This is a genomic window from Tomitella fengzijianii, assembly GCF_007559025.1.
Taxonomy (GTDB): Bacteria; Actinomycetota; Actinomycetes; order Mycobacteriales; family Mycobacteriaceae; genus Tomitella; species Tomitella fengzijianii.
In genome coordinates this window covers 2,670,569-2,687,638 of record NZ_CP041765.1, presented here as the reverse complement: position 1 = coordinate 2,687,638, position 17,070 = coordinate 2,670,569, and the positions used below count along the sequence as shown (strand labels likewise).

Sequence of the window (17,070 nt, the reverse complement as noted above, 5' to 3'; positions counted from 1 at the left end):
CGATGCCTGCGCGCACTTCGCGGAGGCGCATCCCCTCAACCGGCAGGCTCGGGCTGGTGGAGGCGCATGCCGCCGAGGATCTGGCCGGTCTGGGCTGGACGGGCGCGGATGACGTATCCGTGCTGTGGGCGCTTTCGCGCGCGCCGGACGCCGGGCTGGCGCTGCGCACACTGGTGCGCATGAAGGAGGCTCTCGACGAGCAGCCGGACGAGGCGGCCCCGGGCGGGGACGGGGCGGTGGCATCCGGCCCCGGCGGCTGGGGCACGCTGGACGAGGCCCTGCACGCGGACAGCCGCCTGCGCGCGCGGCTGCTGGCGGTGATCGGATCGTCCACCGCGCTGGGGGACCACCTGGTGCACTTCCCGGGCACCTGGCGGCACCTGGCGTCGATGCCGGAGCTTCCCGGGCGCGACGAGATCCAGGCGGACCTGCTCTCCGCCGTCGACGCGGTGCCCGAGGGCGACCACGGACTGCACCGTGCGGGCGTCACCGGGCCGGAGGCCGTGTTGGCGCTGCGTACCCGCTACCGGGAGCACCTGCTGCTGCTGGCGGCGGTGGACCTCGCGCCGACCATCGAGAACGAGCCGGACCTGGAATTCCGCGCCGTGGGCAGGCACCTCTCCGATCTTGCCGATGCCGCGCTCACGGCGGCGCTCGCCGTGGCGGTGGCGACAGTGTCCCACGAGGAGCCGGTGGAGGCGCGGCTCGCGGTGGTGGCGCTGGGCAAGTGCGGCGCCCGCGAGCTCAACTACGTCAGCGACGTGGACGTGGTCTTCGTCGCAGAACCGGCCGATGCGCTCACCGCGCGCCTGGCCGGGGAGATGATCCGGATCGGTTCCAGCGCGTTCTTCGAGGTCGACGCCGGGCTGCGGCCGGAGGGGAAGCAGGGCGCGCTGGTCCGGACCCTCGATTCGCATCTGGCCTATTACCGCCGCTGGGCGAAGACCTGGGAGTTCCAGGCGCTGCTCAAGGCGCGGCCCGCGGCGGGCGATATGGACCTGGGACGCGAGTACGCCGCGGCGGTGGGGCCGATGGTGTGGACGGCGTCGCAGCGCGAGGACTTCGTGCCCGAGGTGCGCGCGATGCGCCGCAGGGTCGAGGAACTGGTGCCGGCGGACGTCCGCGCGCGCGAGATCAAGCTGGGCACAGGGAGCCTGCGCGATGTCGAGTTCGCCGTGCAGCTGCTGCAGATGGTGCACGGCCGCGCGGACGAGACGCTGCACTCCAAGTCCACGCTCAACGCACTGGCGCAGCTGTCCGCCGGTGGATACGTCGGCCGGGGCGACGCCGCGCAGCTCACCGAGTCGTACGTGTTCCTGCGGCTGCTGGAGCACCGCCTGCAGCTGCAGCGCCTGCAGCGCACGCACATGCTGCCGCCCCCCGATGACACCGAGGCGCTGCGCTGGCTGGCGCGTGCCGCGCACGTCCGCTCGGAGGCCCGCCGCGGCGTGGTGGATGAGCTGCAGCGCGAGATCCGCCGGCACTCGCAGCACATCCGCCGGCTGCACGCCAAGCTCTTCTACCGTCCGCTGCTGGAATCGATCACGCAGATCGATTCGGACGCGTTGCGGCTCAGCCCTCAGGCCGCCGAACGCCAGCTGGCGGCGCTCGGCTACCGGGCTCCGCGCAACGCGCTGGGCCACCTGAAGGCCCTGACCAAGGGCGCCACCCGGAAGGGCCGGATCCAGTCGCTGATGCTGCCGACCCTCCTCGAATGGCTGGGGGAGACGCCCGATCCGGACGCGGGCCTGCTGGCGTACCGCACGCTGTCCGAGGCGATGACCGACCACCCGTGGTTCCTGCGGACGCTGCGCGACGAGGGGGCGCTGGCCAAGCGGCTCATGCTGGTGCTCGGCTCGTCGCGCTACATCCCGGACCTGTTGCTGCGCGCGCCCGACGTGGTGCACATGTACGCCGACGGGGCGTCGGGGCCGAAGCTGCTCGCCGTGGACTACTCCGTGGTGTCGCAAGGGCTGATCAGGTCGGCGGCGCGCCACCGGGACCCCGAGCGCGCCATTGCCGCGGCGCGGTCGCTGCGCCGGGCAGAGCTGGCGCGGGTGGCGTCCGCCGACGTGCTGGGCATGCTCGAGGTGCGGCAGGTGTGCCGCGCGCTGTCGTCCGTATGGGTGTCGGTGCTCGAGGCCGCGCTGTCCTCGGTGATCCGCGCGGCCACCGCCGAGACCGGTCGGCCCGCGCCCGCCCGCATCGCGGTGATCGGCATGGGCCGGCTCGGCGGTGGGGAGCTGGGCTACGGCTCAGACGCGGACGTGCTGTTCGTCTGCGAGCCCATTCGGGGCGAGCCCGGCACGCCGTCGCCGTCGGATGCCGAGGCGGTCCGGTGGGCGTCGGGGATCGCCGACCGGGTGCGCTCGCTGTTGAGCCGGGCCAGCGTCGACCCGCCGCTGGAGGTGGACGCGGACCTGCGGCCGGAGGGGCGCAGCGGCCCGTTGGTGCGGACGCTCGCGTCCTATCAGGCCTACTACCGCAAGTGGGCGGAGCCGTGGGAGGTGCAGGCGCTGCTGCGCGCGACCACCGTCACCGGGGACGCGGACCTGGGCGTGCGCTTCCTGCACATGATCGACGAGTTCCGCTATCCGCCGGGCGGCATCGACGCGGACACCGTGCTGCAGATCCGTCGGATGAAGGCCCGGGTGGACTCCGAGCGGTTGCCCCGGGGCGCGGACCCGGCCACCCACACCAAGCTCGGCCGCGGCGGCCTGGCCGACATCGAGTGGACCGTCCAGCTGCTGCAGCTCAAGCACGCGCACGAGAACCCGGAGCTGCGCGGCACCTCGACGCTCGAGACACTCGAGGCGATCGGGAGAATCGGGCTGCTGGAGGACGAGGACGTGCACATGCTCACCGAATCGTGGCTGCTGGCCACCCGGGCGCGCAACGCCATCGTGCTGGCCCGCGGCAAGCCGGGCGACCAGATCCCGGGTACCGGCGACCAGCTCGCCGCCGTCGCCTACGCGGCCGGATGGCGCGGTGACGACGCGGGCGAGTTCCTGGACCACTACCTGCGGGTGACGCGCCGGGCCCGGGCGGTGGTGGACCGGGTCTTCGGCTGAGGCCCCGGCCCCGCTGAGCCCCGGCCCCGCTGAGCCCCGTCCCGCCGAGCCCCGTCCCGCCGAGCCCCGTCCCGCCGAGTTGGTGGTTTTTCGGTGCCGCAGCACGTGATCGGCACCCGAGAACCACCAACTCGGCGAATGCCGGGGCTGCATCAGCCGTCAGCCGTCAGCCGTCAGCCGTCAGCCGTCGGCGGCCGGGGCCCGGGGCGACGGCGGACGCGCGGCGTCCGCATCTTCGGTCACGGGGACCATCGCGATCAGCGTGCCCTCCGCCGTGGGCAGCTTGGTCGATTCGTGTGCCACCGCGGTGACGCCGCCGCGCTGCACGAACAGGATCACCGCGTCGTCGCCGTACTGCCGCCGGAAGTCGGTGAGGGTGTACTCGCTGCTCAGCGCGATCCTCTTGACTGTCATGCCCGCCATCATCCGGCGGTCGAGCTCCGCGCGCGACAGCGGCGGGACGAAGGCGTAGCGGGCGCTGAGATGTCCGGCGGTGTCGCGCCGGGTGCTGCCGGTGCCCGTCGACTTCGCTCCGCGGTGCAACTGGAACGTGTTGGCGCCGCCGAAGACGTGGGAGAACTCGCGGGCGGCGGTGGCGTTGGTCTCGTCCTCGGGTGTGCAGGCGATGAAGTAGCCGATGCCGGACAGGTCCATGTCCTTCACCGCGTATTCGGACAGGATGTTCGCGGTGACGGTGGGCAGGCCGGCCATGCGTGCGCCGGAGAGCGTCACGTAATTGCGGGCCACCACCAGCACCGGGATGCCGGAGTCCTGCAGCAGCCTGGCGGCGTCCACCACCCAGCGGTTGACGCCGACGAACACGACGCCCTGCGGGTTCGCAGACGCCAGACCCAGCCGCTCGGCGAGTCGGCCGATACTCAGGCCGTAGATGGCCACGGTGCACACGATGAGGACGAAGACCAGGGGCACCATCTCCGCGGCCTGTCCCGCGAGCTGTTGCAGGTCGGCGGCCTGAGTGGCGAGGGCCTGCTTGTCTTCGCCCGTGGCGGCCTCCGCCTTCGCCGAGAGCGCGTCCGCCGACTGCGTGAGTCCGAGCGCGAAGATGCTCGTCACCGCGGCGGCGACGACGCCGCGCGGCGCCATGCAAGCGAGGAGGATCCGTTCGTTGCGCGTGACCTTGGTGCGTATCAGGCCGATCGCGATGCTCACCGGGCGCACGACGAGTACCAGGGCGGCGATGAAGATCAGCGCCTTCGGCGCGACGTCGATGATCTGCTGCGGGCTGATGCGTCCGGCGAGCACGATGAACAGCGCGCCGACGAAGAGGATCTGCAGGTGTTCCTTGAACTCGGCCACGTGCTCGAGGTGCAGTTCCGGCCGGTTCCCCAGGTAGATGCCGAGGATCGTCACGGTCAGCAGTCCCGACTCCGGCTGCAGGGCGTTGGACGCCACGAGCGCGGTGATCGCAGCGGCCAGGAAGAACACGCCATGCAGGAAGTCGGGGACGGCCCTGCGCCGCATGACGAACTCGATGGCGACGCCCATCAGCAGGGCGATGCCGAAGGCGATGAGCAGCGTCTTGCCCAGCGCGATCAACACGGCCGAGGCGGCCTGCCCGCCCTCGCCGCTCACGATCCCCTGGAACACCAGCAGCGCCAGGACCGCGCCGATCGGGTCGACGACGATGCCTTCCCACCGCAGCAGCGACGACACGCGCCGGGTGGGGCGCAGTGTCCGCAGGATCGGCGCGATCACGGTGGGGCCTGTCACGACCAGAATGGCCCCCACCAGCAGCGCCACCCTGATGTCGAAGCCGATCAGCCAGGCCGCGAGCGTGATGAGCACCCAGGCCACCAGCACCGTCACCGAACACAGGCGCCATACGGGACGGCCCAGGTCCTGGACGTGCTTGAGGCGCAGCGACATGCTGCCCTCGAACAGGATGATGCCGACTGTGAGGCTGATGCCGTCGAAGAGTAAGTCGCGGCCCAGGACCTCCTCGGCGGAGACGATCTGTCCGAGCCCGAAGCCCACCAGCAGCATGAGCAGGATCGACGGCATGCGTACGCGCCAGGCGAACCACTGGCATACGACGCTCACGGCGACGACGAGCGTGATGTATCCGGCGGGGCCGATGCCGGCCAGCGAGTCCGTGATGCTCGCGACGAAGTCGGACATCCCGGGAACGATTCCGTCCCCGCGGCCGATGCGCAACCCCTGCACATCATCCAGGGAGTCAGATCACACCCGCGGGCCGACGGGCGCATGGTCGCGGCGCGCCGGCCGGGGGCGAGGGTGGTGCGGCCGGCGGCACTATCCGTCGGTCACGAAGCCCTTGTCCACGAGCCACTGCCGTGCGACGTCGGCCGGCTCCTCGCCGTCGACGTCCACCTTCGCGTTGAGCGTGGAGATCTCGTCGTTCGTGATCTCCTTCATCACCGGCGCGAGGACCGTCACGATCTGCGGATGGTCCTTGTAGACCTGCTCGCGCATGGTCACGGCCGCGTTGTAGTGGGGGAAGAACTGCTTGTCGTCCTCGAGCACGTACAGGTTCAGGCCCTTGATCCGGCCGTCGGTGGTGAAGACCTCGCCGAACGTGCATTCGCCGCCGGCGGCGGTGGCCTGGTAGATGATCCCCGTCTGCAGGATCTTCTTGCCGGCGTCATCGGGGTTGAAACCGTACACCGCGGCCATGCCCGGGAACCCGTCCTGACGGCTGTTGAACTCGGTCTCGACGCACGTGGTGATGGAGCCCGGATGCGTGTTCACGAGGTTGGCGTAGTCGGACAGCGTGCGCACGCCGGTGTCCTGGACCACCTGCTGACTGGCGGCGAGCGCGTAGGTGTTGTCCATGGGCGCGGGTGCGGCCCACACGATGCCGTTGCGTTCCAGGTCCTCCTTCTTCACCGCCTCGAACTGCTTCTGGGAGTCGGGGATGGGGTGCTCGTTGTGCAGGTAGTTGATCCACCCCGTGCCCGTGTAGTCGATGTAGAGGTCCACCTGCCCGGCCTCCATGGCGGCGCGCGCGCTGTTGGACCCCTGGATGTCGGTCAGGTCGCGGATCTCGGCGCCCGCGGCGGCGAGCGCGAACTCGGCGATGTAGCCGAGAATGATGTTCTCGGTGAAGTCCTTCGACCCCACGGTGAGTTTGACGCCCTCGAGGTCGGGATCGGAGGTGATGCTGCCGGGCCCCACCGACAACGGCAGCGCGCCGCCGGACTGCAGCCCGCACGACGCCAGCAGTACCCCGGCGAGCGCAGTGGCGATCAGTGCGGACACCCGGCGTCTGCGGGACGTGAGGGCTCTCAGCGGCCGTCGCCGTGGGGCCGCAGGCCCGGGCGATGACGGCGCGGGTGATCCGGTGGCGGGCGATGCCGCTGCGGTGACCATCAGCGCAACCCTTTGGGGCCGATGAAGCGCTCGGCGAGCGCGCCGAGCCAGTCGATGAACAGGGCCAGTGCGACGGCCAGGACGGCGCCGACGTAGAGCGTGGGGTTGTCCCGAAGCTTGTACCCGGTGTCGATGAGCACGCCCAGACCGCCTGCGCCGACGAGGAAGCACAGGGTGGCGGTGCCCACGGCGAGGACCAGCGAGGTACGCAGCCCGGCGAGGATGAACGGCACCGCCAGCGGGAACTCGACGCGTCGCAGCACGGTCAACGGCGACATGCCCTGCCCCAGGCCGGCGTCGATCAGCGACGGGTCGACGGACTGCATGCCGAGCATGGTGTTGCGCAGCACCGGCAGCAGCGAGTAGAAGGCGATGGGCAGGACGCCGATCCAGAAGCCGGTCTTCCCGGTCCACAGGAACAGCAGCACGAGCAGGCCGATGGCGGGGGAGGACTGGCCGATGTTGCCGATGCCGATGAACACCGGCGAGAGCACCTTGTAGCCCCTGCGGGTGAGCAGGATGCCCAGCGGTACGGCGATCGCGACGACGATCGCCGTGACCACCGCGGTGATCGCGATGTGCTGGCCGAGCCGCGTGCCGAGCGATGACGCGTTGAGGGTTTCGCGTTGCGTGGCGTTGAGATCGTTGAAGACGAACGCCCAGATGAGGATCGCCGCGGCCCCGCCGACCGCCACCACCGGCTGCGCGAGCATGCGGATGCGGTCGCCGCGACGCCCCGACGCGGTGCTGTCCACCGGGTCGGCGACCTTCTCGCCGGCGGTGACCGTGTCCTGGGTGATGGTCATTCCGGTTCGCCTCCGATCACTGTCGGGGGAGTGCGGGATGCGCCGGCGGAAGAGTCGTCCTCGTCGCCGGCGTCCTCGTCGTCGTCCGAGTACTCCTCGCGCAGCATGCGCACGGTCTGGATCAGCGTGTCGATGTTGATCAGGCCCTCGTGCTGCCCCCGGCTGCCGGTGACGACGGTCGACGCGCTGGCGGCGGCCAGCAGGGCTTCGAGCGCGTCCTGCAGGGTGGACTGCGTGCTCACGACCTCGCCGATGGGGTCGCCGATGCCGCGAAGCGACGTGACACCGTCGAGGTGACGCCTGTTGACCCAGGCCACGGGCCTGTTGCGCGCGTCCAGCACGAGACCCCAGTTGCGGCGCCGGGTACCCAGTGCGGTGCGGAGTTGATCGGGCGGGTCGGATTCGTGCGCGGTGGGGCAGTGTTCCAGCTCGACGTCCCGCACACGCAGCAGGGTGAGTTGCTGCAGCGAGGCGCCGGATCCGATGAACCCGGCGACGGTGTCGTCGGCCGGGTTGGCGAGGATCGCCTCGGGCGTGTCGTACTGGAGGATCTTCGACTGGCCGCCCAGCACTGCGATGCGGTCGCCCAGCTTGACCGCCTCGGCGAAGTCGTGCGTGACGAACACGATGGTCTTGCCCAGCTCGGACTGCAGCCGCAGCAGTTCGTCCTGCAGCAGTCCGCGCGTGATCGGGTCGACCGCGCCGAAGGGCTCGTCCATCAGCAGCACCGGCGGGTCGGCGGCCAGGGCGCGCGCCACGCCGACGCGCTGCTGCTGGCCGCCGGAGAGCTGACGCGGGTATCGCTCCCGGTACATGTCGGGCTCGAGCCCCACCAGGTCCAGCATCTCGTCGACGCGCTCGGCGATGCGCTTCTTCTTCCAGCCCACCAGGCCCGGCACCATGCCGACGTTCTGCGCGATCGTCATGTGCGGGAACAGGCCGGACTGCTGGATCGAGTAGCCGATTCCGCGGCGGAGCCTGTCCGGTTTGATGGACAGCGCGTCGCGGCCGGCGATGGTGATCTTGCCGGAGGTGGGTTCGATGAGCCGGTTGATCATGCGCATCGTGGTGGTCTTGCCGCAGCCGGAGGGCCCGACGAACACGACGATCTCCCCGGCGGGGATGGTCATCGAGACCCGGTCGACGGCGGGCGTCTTGCTTCCGGGATAGCGCTTGGTGACCTCTTCGAGCACGATCTCGACACCGGACACCCTCCTGGCTTCGGTGGTCGTCGCCGCACCTTGGCCGGCCGCAGGGGCGGGACCGGCCTCGCCGTGTGCGTTTCGGGGGGCCGTCGACGATCCGCGCGCGTGGTCAGGCATGGAGTCCCCTCGATGTCGTGAGCTTGCCGATGACGATGTAGATGCCGTCCAGGATGAGCGCGAGGATCACGATCAGCACCGTGCCGGTGAGCGCCTGCGGCACGGCGGTGGGGCTGCCCACGCGGGAGAGCCCGGAGAAGATGAGGTTGCCCAGGCCCGGGCCCTTGGCATAGGCGGCGATGGCGAGGATGCCCATGCTCATCTGCGTGCTCACCCGCATTCCGGTGAGAATGGAAGGCCAGGCGAGGGGCAGTTCGATGCGCGCCAGCACGTGCAGGCGGCCCATGCCGATGCCGCGGGCGGCGTCGGTGGTGCCCGGATCGATGGAGCCGAGCCCGACGATGGTGTTGCGGATGATGGGCAGCAGTGCGTAGAGGACCAGCGCGATCACGGTGGGCGGTACGCCGAGTCCCACCACGGGGATCAGGATGCCCAACAGCGCGAACGACGGGATCGTCAGGACGGCGCTGGACAGCGCGGTGGCGGTCGCCGACCCCAGCGGGCTGCGGTAGACGACGATGCCGACGACGACGGCGATGACCGTGGCGATCAGGACGCACTGTATGACGGCGCTGACGTGCTGATACGAGTCGATGAGGAGTTGTTCCCGCCGTGACGAGACGAAGTCCCATAGATCGCTGAGCACGGTGTGCGCCTTTCCTGCCGGATCCGACCCTTCCGCCGAGTGCGGTCTCCGGCCGCATGTCGCCGACCGGCTCTCCCTGTGTCACCTTGCCGCGTTTCCGATGGCACCGAAGGTGATTCGTGTGACGGCTGTGAATAACGTTATGCGACTGTGACGATATCGGCGGGTTGTTCGTGCGCCTCGCAGACGGCCGATGACGCGGACCGCTCCTAGTCGAGGGACTCCTCCGTGGCCACCATCAGCAGGCCGGAGCTGTGCGTCCCGGCGATGTCGACGCCGTCCGGGGGAGCGACGTACCCGGGCAACCCGTCGAGGCCGTCGCTGCCGCCGACCGCGCGCAGCCGCGCGGGGCCGTCGCCGGAGATCAGGTACCGCAGAGTGATGCCACTGGGCGGCGGGCCGTGGAAGGTGACGGCGCTGGTGGAGGCTCCGACCGCGTCGCCGGTCAGGTCCCTGCCGTCGACGTGCCTCCCTGCAACGCCCGGCACCTCGAGCCGCACGCCGACGATGGTCCCGGCGGCAGTGGCGTCGACGCCGACGGTGATCATCCGGACCGGGCGGCCCGGGGCGGCGTGGACCGTGATCGTGCGGAGTCCGCCGGCCTGCACATCCGAGACGACATCGAGCGTCGGCGCCGGGATCTCGGCCGTCGCGGCCGGTCCCACCTGCACCTTCTGATGGATATAGGGGAAGTAGCCGGACACCTCCGCCGGTTCCAGCGGCCCGGAGTCACGCCCGTCGTGGGTGAGCGGGAGGTAGTCGCCGGCCTCGGCTTCCTCGTCGAGGTACCGCCGGGTGTAATCGGTGGGCGGATTCTCGCTGAGCCAGTGGGCGCTGCCGGTATCCGCGTCGAGGGCGTAGATGAGCTGCGCGGGTTCGGGATGCCGGGAGTCGAAGTCGTTGATTCCGGTGCCGACGGCCAGCAGGACCGCCGCGGAGGCCAGCGCGGTCAGCGGCACCGCGGCGGCGGCCAGGCGGTGTGGCCGTTCGTCCTCGGAACCCCTGCCGCCGGCGGCGCGGCCGGGAAGCAGCAGGCTCAGCGTCGGCGCTGCCGCGAAGCACAGCAGCACCGTGAACAGCGCGGGCCCGGCGGCCATCGGCATGCCCAGGGACGCGAAGAACATGGCGATCGCGGGCGTGAGCACCAGCACGGCGAACACGGAGCCGACGAGCGTCACCGCGAGACGCAGGCCGGGCATGCGGATGGCCAGGGCTGCGGCGGTGGCGATACCGGTGGCCAGCGCCGGCAGCGTCGTCAGGTACGCGGCGCCGGGAGCCAAGGCGGCGAAAGCGATGCCGATGACCGTCAGCCAGACGAGGCAACCGAACACGAGCGCGGCCGCGCCGATCCGCCGCCGGGCCAGCGCGAGGAAGGCCAGGAAAACCGCGACGGCGAGCACGATGATCCCGACGCGCAGCACGCCCGGCCGCCAGAGGTCGAGCACGCTGCCGTAGCCGGGCCGGATGAACACGAGCAGCTTCCAGACCCCGTAGGCGGCGAGCGGGGCGATCACCAGCGGTACCAGCGCAGCGGCCGCACCCGCGGCAAGGCGTGGAGGGGAGCTGCGACCGGTTCGCCAGGCGAGCACGGCCACGGCGGCGGTGCTGAGGACCGAGAGTGCCGCGAGCGGCCACACCCACGGGCCGGGGTAGTGCGCGACCTCCCCGAGCAGGGGGAAGTAGGTCTCGTCATGCGCGGCCGGTCGTGCATAGTCGGCGAGGTCGGCGGACCCGAGGGCCCTGGTGAGCGCGAGTCCGTTGTCGCCCATCGCCTGCAGGCTGGCCATGCTCAGCCGAGAGGGCACGTCCTGCGGGGTGTGGTACACGGCGGCGCCGTCGAAGAACGCCGAGTTCATCCCGGTGAAGGCGCCGGCCTTGAGGAAGTTGGTGAAGTCCGTGTTGTTGCGCAGGCGGCGGTAGACCTCCACCGCGGCGCTCGTGGCGGCGGGGTGCGGCACGGTGGCGGCGTAGAGCCGGGCGAGTGCGGCATTGCCCTCCGAGGTCTCGAACATCACCACCGGACCCGACGCGCCGCGGGCCTCGAAGTTGAGGACCACCCCACCGTCCGCGGCGAGCGGGTCGGAGTCGAGGAACGCCTCGGATCCGATCGTCCCGGACTCCTCCGCATCGGTGAACAACAGTACGACGTCATTGCGCAGTGCGGGCCCTTCCTGCAGCACCCGTGCGATCTCGAGGATCGTCGAAGTGCCCGCCGAGTCGTCGCCCGCGCCGGGCGAGAATTGGGCGGAGTCGTAGTGGGCGGCCAGGAAGATCCTGCCGGTGGGGTCGGTGCCGGGGATGACGGCGACGACGTTGTCGACGGCCGCCGCGTTGACCCGTTCCGGGCCGCGGACGACGACGCCGAGCGCGCTGTTCACCCGCGGGTGCAGGCCTAGTCCGGTGAGCCGGTCGACGAGGTGGCCGCGGACCTCGTCGTTGGCGGCGGAGCCGGTGGGATGCGGGACCCGGGCGGTCTGCTCGACGTGCTGCATCGCGCGGCCCGCGCTGAACGAGCCCGGTGGTGCGTCGATGCCCGCGGGATCCGGCGGGTGGAGGCTCAGTACCGACCATGCCCCGAACCCGGCGAGCACGAGCAGCGCGCCGATGCCCGCCAGGAAACGGGTGGCGCCCCCGGCGCGCGGTCCCGCTGCGCCGGGGGCGCCGGGGGCGCGGCCGTCCTCGGTGTGATCTGATCCACCGGTTCCGGACACACCTGGATGCTAACGAGGCGAAGCTGTTCGCGTGTTGAATTAGCAGGCACTCCGGTATTCCGGCCGGGGCGCGATCGGGGCCCGGCACAGACGAATCGACCCGCACTGCGATCGGGGGTGTGATCGCGGCGCGGGCCGATTCTCCTGCGGACGCTCTGCGGACTGACGGAGGATCCTGAATGCTCAGGCCCAGGTCAGAACGCTAGAAGGCTCAGCAGTCGTAGTAGAGGTCGAACTCGTACGGGTGCGGCCGCAGGTTCATCGGGCCGATCTCGTCGTTGCGCTTGAGCTCGATCCACTTCTCGATCAGGTCGGTGGTGAACACGCCGCCCTCGGTGAGGTAGTCGTGATCGCGCTCGAGGTTGTCGATCACGGCCTCTAGCGAGGTGGGGGCCTGCGGGACGCTGGCGGCCTCCTCGGGCGGGAGCTCGTAGAGGTCCTTGTCGACGGGCTCCGCCGGCTCCATCTTGTTGCGGATGCCGTCGATGCCGGCCATCATCATCGCGGCGAACGCCAGGTAGGGGTTGCCGGACGAGTCGGGCGAGCGGAACTCGATGCGCTTGGCCTTGGGGCTGTTGCCCGTGACGGGGATGCGCACGCACGCCGAGCGGTTGCGCTGCGAGTACACCAGGTTGATGGGGGCCTCGTAGCCGGGCACCAGGCGCTTGTAGGAGTTGACGGTGGGGTTGGTGAACGCCAGCAGCGACGGCGCGTGGTGCAGGATGCCGCCGATGTAGTAGCGGGCGATGTCGGACAGGCCGCCGTAGCCGGACTCGTCGTAGAACAGCGGCTCGCCGTCCTTCCACAGCGACTGGTGCGCGTGCATGCCCGAGCCGTTGTCGCCGTAGAGGGGCTTCGGCATGAACGTGACCGTCTTGCCGTGCTGGTGGGCGGTGTTCTTGATGATGTACTTGAACTGCATCAGCTCGTCGGCCGCATGCAGCAGGGTGTTGAACTTGTAGTTGATCTCCTGCTGGCCGCCGGTGCCCACCTCGTGGTGCAGGCGCTCGAGCTCGAAGCCGGCCTCGGTGAGGTTGGTCGACATCGCGTCGCGCAGGTCCACCGTGTGGTCGTACGGCGCGACGGGGAAGTAGCCGCCCTTGACGCGGATCTTGTTGCCCAGGTTGGGGCCGCCGTCGCGCTCGGTGGCCCGTCCGGAGTTCCAGCGGCCCTCGATGGAGTCGACCTCGTAGAAGCTGCCGTTGACCGACGAGTCGAAGCGGACGGAGTCGAAGATGTAGAACTCGGCCTCGGCGCCGAAGAAACAGGTGTCCGCGATGCCGGTGCTCTTGAGGTATTCCTCCGCCTTGCGGGCCACGTTGCGCGGGTCGCGGCTGTAGGCCTCGCGGGTGAACGGGTCGTGCACGAAGAAGTTCATGTTGAGCGTCTTGGCGCTGCGGAACTGGTCCACCGTGGCCGTGGTGACGTCCGGGAACAGCTGCATGTCGGATTCGTGGATCGACTGGAATCCGCGTACGGACGAACCGTCGAAGGCGAGGCCGTCTTCGAAGACGTCGTGGCTGAAGGCGGCCGCCGGGATGGAGAAGTGCTGCATGACGCCGGGGACGTCGCAGAAGCGGATGTCGACGTACTCGACCTTCTCGTCACGGATATAGTCGAGCACCTGTTCGGCAGTAGTGAACACTCTGTAAGACTCCTCAGTCAATGACCCGCTGCGATGGGGCCGGCGGGTGTACGCGATCGACGGTAGCGACGTGGTGTTGCCCGTCAGTCAACCGAATGTTGCGACGGTGTTACACGATACGTCTCCGGCGTGACGTTCGTCGCCTGTGGCCGCGAATGCGCGGCGGGAACGGGGGTTGCCGTCAGGTCGGGGCCCGTCCGCGGCGGCCGGGCCCATCGCGGTTCCGTATCCTGGTGACCATGCGTCGAATGACCGGATCCTGGCTTTCGGGCCCTGCCGCGGCCCTTCCCAAGGGGGAGGACGGACGCGAGGCGAAGTACCGGGGAGAGAGGCTCGCGCTCCCCGAGTCCGGACCCCGCTCGGTGGGCGGGACCGGCCGCAAGGTCGCGGGCCTGCTGATCGACTGGTTGCTGTGTTACGGCGTGTCGACGCTCATTCTCGCGTTCTTCCCGATTCCCGGCGGCCCCGCCACGACGGGTGTCGTCGTGTGGGCGGTGGTGAGCATCGTCAGCGTGTGGCTGTTCGCGGCCACCCCCGGGCAGACGGCGTTGGGCCTCGGCGTCGCCCGGGTCGACGCCGAGGTGCCCGTCGGCCTGCCGCGCGCGTTCTTCCGCGTGCTGCTGACCTTCTTCATCCTGCCGCCGCTGGTGATGGATGTGGACGGCCGCGGCCTGCACGACCGCGCGACCCAGACGGTGGTCATCAGCTCGCGCTGAACCGCTTCCTGACGGACGGAGGGGGCCTGGCGACCACCATGTCGCCAGGCCCCCTCCGTCCGTTGTGCGGCCTGCCGCCGCCCCCGGTCCGTCAGCGGCGGCGGACGGTGCGCTGGATGCCCTTCTGCTTGGCCCCGCCGGGCACCGGCCCCTTGGGCATCGCAGCACCCGCGCCGCCCTTCTTCTGCAGTGCGGTCATGCGCGCCTCGATGTTGTCGAGGGTCTTGGTGTCGATGTTCTTGGGGAGCCTGGTGATCTGCCGCTGCAGCTTGGCCAGCGGTACCTGCCCCTCCTCGTTGCCCACGACGAACTCGTAGATCGGGGTGTCGCCGATCAGCCGCGCCGCGCGCTTCTTCTCCTGCGCCATCAGCGGCTTGAGCCGGTGCGGGGCGCCTTCGCCCACGAAGATGACGCCGGGGCGTCCGATGACGCGGTGCACGGCGTCGAGCTGGGTGGTGGCGGCGACGGCGTTCGTGACGCGCCAGGCGCCCTTGAGGTTCTCCAGCGCCCACGCGGCGGCGCCGGCCTGACCGTCCGCCTTACGGTAGACGTTCTTCTGCACGCGGCGGCCGAACACGATGAACGCGAGCAGCGCGCCGAGGATGATCCCCAGGACCAGCGCCACCCACCAGGCGATCCCCACCAGGAAGCTGATCCCCACCAGCACGCCGGCGGTGATCAGCAGCGTGCCCACCATCAGCGGCAGGAGCGCCTTGTCCTCCTTGCGCTGCATCTGGAAGGCCTGCCAGATCTGCGCGCGGCGCTCCTTGGACGCGGCGCGTGAAACCGCCTTCGCCGCCTTGCGTTCTTCTTTGGTGGGTTTGCCCTTCGCCATACCCCTCACGATACGGGTCCACGCAGGTGCGCTGTGCCGCGGTGCGCTGCATGGAGACCACCGGCACGTCCGGCCGAGCGGCGGAGCGACCGGCGGCGGCCCGTCAGGACTGCTGCATCCGGGCCAGCACCGAGCCGGCCTCCTGCCAGGTGCTGCCGGAATCGGCGAGATGCGCGAGGTTTTCCGGAAGCGACTCGCCACGCTCGCGCACCGCCTGCGCGTAGAGGCGGCCGGCGCGGTACGACGAGCGCACCAACGGCCCGGCGAGAACCCCGGAGAACCCCATGCCGCGCGCGACGTCGGACAGCTCGACGAACTCCTGCGGCTTGACCCACCGGTCGATGGGGTGGTGCAGGGCCGATGGCCGCAGGTACTGCGTGATGGTGAGGATCTCGCAGCCCGCGTCGCGCAGCGCCTGCATCGATTCGACGACCTCGTCGGTGGTCTCGCCCATCCCGAGGATCAGGTTGGATTTGGTCACCAGCCCGGCCTCGCGGGCCGCGGTGAGCACGTCGAGGCTGCGCTGGTACCGGAACGCCGGCCGGATCCGCTTGAAGATGCGCGGCACGGTCTCCAGGTTGTGGGCGAGCACCTGGGGGCGTGCGTCGAACACGGCCTGCAGCGCCTGCGCATCGCCCTGGAAGTCGTCGATCAGAAGCTCGACGCCGGTACCCGGGTTGAGCTCGTGGATCAAGCGGCAGGTCTCGGCGTAGATCCAGCTGGCCCCGTCGGGCAGGTCGTCGCGGGCGACGCCGGTGACCGTCGAATACCGCAGACCCATCGACCGCACGGATTCGGCCACGCGGCGCGGCTCGTCGGTGTCGAGCGGCTGGGGCTTGCCGGTGTGGATCTGGCAGAAATCGCACCGCCGGGTGCACTGGTCGCCGCCGATGAGGAAGGTGGCCTCGCGGTCCTCCCAGCATTCGAAGATGTTGGGGCAGCCGGCCTCTTCGCACACGGTGTGCAGCGACTCGCTCTGCACGAGACCCTTGAGTTCGGTGTACTCGGGACCCATGTGTGCACGGGTCTTGATCCATTCCGGTTTGCGCTCGATGGGTGTTTGAGCGTTCCGGGCTTCGATGCGTAGGAGCTTGCGTCCTTCCGGGGCCACAGTCACACGGCCGATGCTACGCGCCGCGCGGGGTGGTCAGCCCAGCCGGATGGGCTCCATGAACGACGGCCGGACCGGCTCCGCGGACGAGACCGACGCCGCGCCGGCGAGTTCCTCCGGCGTGCGCCGCGGGATGTCGCATTCCTCGACGGGAAGACTGCCGTCGAGGGCCGCGAGCACCGCGTCCCGCACATCGGGAAGGACATCAGACGAGGGGACGTCCCGGCCCAGCTCGATGCTCAGCGAGGTGACGCCGGCGTCGGTGATCCCGCAGGGGATGATCGAAGAGAAGTCGGTCAGGTCGGCGTCGCAGTTGAGTGCGAAGCCGTGCATGGTGATGCCGCGCTCGACGCGGATCCCGATGGCCGCGATCTTGCGCTCGGGCCGCACTGCGCCGTCGGCCGTGTCCGCAGCCGCGGGCAGCCACACGCCGGAGCGGCCCGGGACGCGCCCGCACCGCACGCCCATGCCCGTGCACACGGAGATCAGCGCCTGCTCCAGCCGCCGAACGTATTCGACCACGTCGACGGGCTCGGCGAGGCCGATGATGGGGTACCCGACCAGCTGTCCGGGGCCGTGCCAGGTGATCTTCCCGCCCCGGTCGACGTCGATCACCGGCGTCCCGTCCTCCGGCCGCTCCTCCGGAAGGGTGCGCCGTCCGGCCGTGTAGACCGCCGGATGCTCCAGCAGCAGCATCGAATCCGGCCCGTCTGCGGCGCGGTCGTCGAGTTGCGCACGCTGGCGGTCCCACGCCTCGAGGTAGTCGACGCTTCCCCACTCGCTCACGATCACCGGGCCGGTGGACGAGCGGATGGATTCCGTGACGCTGCGCATGCGGACGACATTACGCCGTCGC

General features: G+C 70.2%; 12 protein-coding genes. 2 read left to right on the top strand and 10 right to left on the bottom strand.

The window, feature by feature from the left end; translation table 11 throughout:
- Positions 1-2: 2 nt before the first annotated feature.
- On the top strand, positions 3-3,071 hold the full coding sequence (locus FO059_RS12125) for a bifunctional [glutamine synthetase] adenylyltransferase/[glutamine synthetase]-adenylyl-L-tyrosine phosphorylase (RefSeq protein WP_143909095.1): 3,069 nt from the start codon (positions 3-5) through the stop codon (positions 3,069-3,071).
- 180 nt (positions 3,072-3,251) lie between these two features.
- Here the strand turns inward: FO059_RS12125 and FO059_RS12120 are convergent, their stop codons facing one another.
- From FO059_RS12120 to glnA, 7 genes are all read right to left on the bottom strand, one after another.
- Entirely contained in the window at positions 3,252-5,210 is a 1,959-nt protein-coding gene (locus FO059_RS12120; RefSeq protein ID WP_143909093.1) for a cation:proton antiporter, read from the bottom strand.
- A 135-nt stretch (positions 5,211-5,345) separates the two neighbouring features.
- Positions 5,346-6,311, bottom strand: coding sequence for a glycine betaine ABC transporter substrate-binding protein (locus tag FO059_RS12115; protein ID WP_233266711.1), 966 nt, complete (start codon positions 6,309-6,311; stop codon positions 5,346-5,348).
- A gap of 110 nt (positions 6,312-6,421) precedes the next feature.
- On the bottom strand, positions 6,422-7,228 hold the full coding sequence (locus FO059_RS12110; protein ID WP_143909089.1) for an ABC transporter permease: 807 nt from the start codon (positions 7,226-7,228) through the stop codon (positions 6,422-6,424).
- Positions 7,225-8,550: an ABC transporter ATP-binding protein gene (locus FO059_RS12105; protein ID WP_143909087.1), complete on the bottom strand. Its 1,326-nt coding sequence runs from the start codon at positions 8,548-8,550 to the stop codon at positions 7,225-7,227. The genes FO059_RS12110 and FO059_RS12105 overlap by 4 nt, the downstream gene beginning before the upstream one ends.
- Complete coding sequence (locus tag FO059_RS12100; RefSeq protein WP_143909085.1) at positions 8,543-9,196, bottom strand: ABC transporter permease; 654 nt, start codon at positions 9,194-9,196, stop codon at positions 8,543-8,545. Before FO059_RS12100 ends, FO059_RS12105 begins: the two co-directional genes overlap by 8 nt.
- A 209-nt stretch (positions 9,197-9,405) precedes the next feature.
- A complete protein-coding gene (locus FO059_RS12095) occupies positions 9,406-11,907 on the bottom strand; it encodes a M28 family peptidase (RefSeq protein WP_199256992.1) in 2,502 nt (833 codons plus the stop codon).
- Between the two features lie 211 nt (positions 11,908-12,118).
- The gene (glnA, locus tag FO059_RS12090; RefSeq protein ID WP_143909083.1) at positions 12,119-13,552 is read right to left on the bottom strand and encodes a type I glutamate--ammonia ligase; all 1,434 of its coding nucleotides are present in this window, start codon (positions 13,550-13,552) and stop codon (positions 12,119-12,121) included.
- A 239-nt stretch (positions 13,553-13,791) separates the two neighbouring features.
- Here glnA and FO059_RS12085 point away from each other — a divergent pair, with 239 nt between their 5' ends.
- The gene (locus tag FO059_RS12085; RefSeq protein ID WP_233266709.1) at positions 13,792-14,268 is read left to right on the top strand and encodes an RDD family protein; all 477 of its coding nucleotides are present in this window, start codon (positions 13,792-13,794) and stop codon (positions 14,266-14,268) included.
- Positions 14,269-14,359: 91 nt separating this feature from the next.
- Here FO059_RS12085 and FO059_RS12080 read toward each other — a convergent pair whose 3' ends face one another.
- From FO059_RS12080 to lipB, 3 genes are all read right to left on the bottom strand, one after another.
- A complete protein-coding gene (locus FO059_RS12080) occupies positions 14,360-15,103 on the bottom strand; it encodes a DUF4191 domain-containing protein (protein ID WP_143909081.1) in 744 nt (247 codons plus the stop codon).
- Positions 15,104-15,206: 103 nt separating this feature from the next.
- Positions 15,207-16,220, bottom strand: a complete 1,014-nt coding sequence (gene lipA, locus FO059_RS12075) for a lipoyl synthase (protein ID WP_143909079.1) — start codon at positions 16,218-16,220, stop codon at positions 15,207-15,209.
- Positions 16,221-16,250: 30 nt separating this feature from the next.
- Positions 16,251-17,048 carry a lipoyl(octanoyl) transferase LipB gene (gene lipB / locus FO059_RS12070; RefSeq protein WP_143909076.1) on the bottom strand — a complete coding sequence of 266 codons (798 nt, stop codon included), beginning with the start codon at positions 17,046-17,048 and terminating at the stop codon, positions 16,251-16,253.
- Positions 17,049-17,070: the final 22 nt, after the last annotated feature.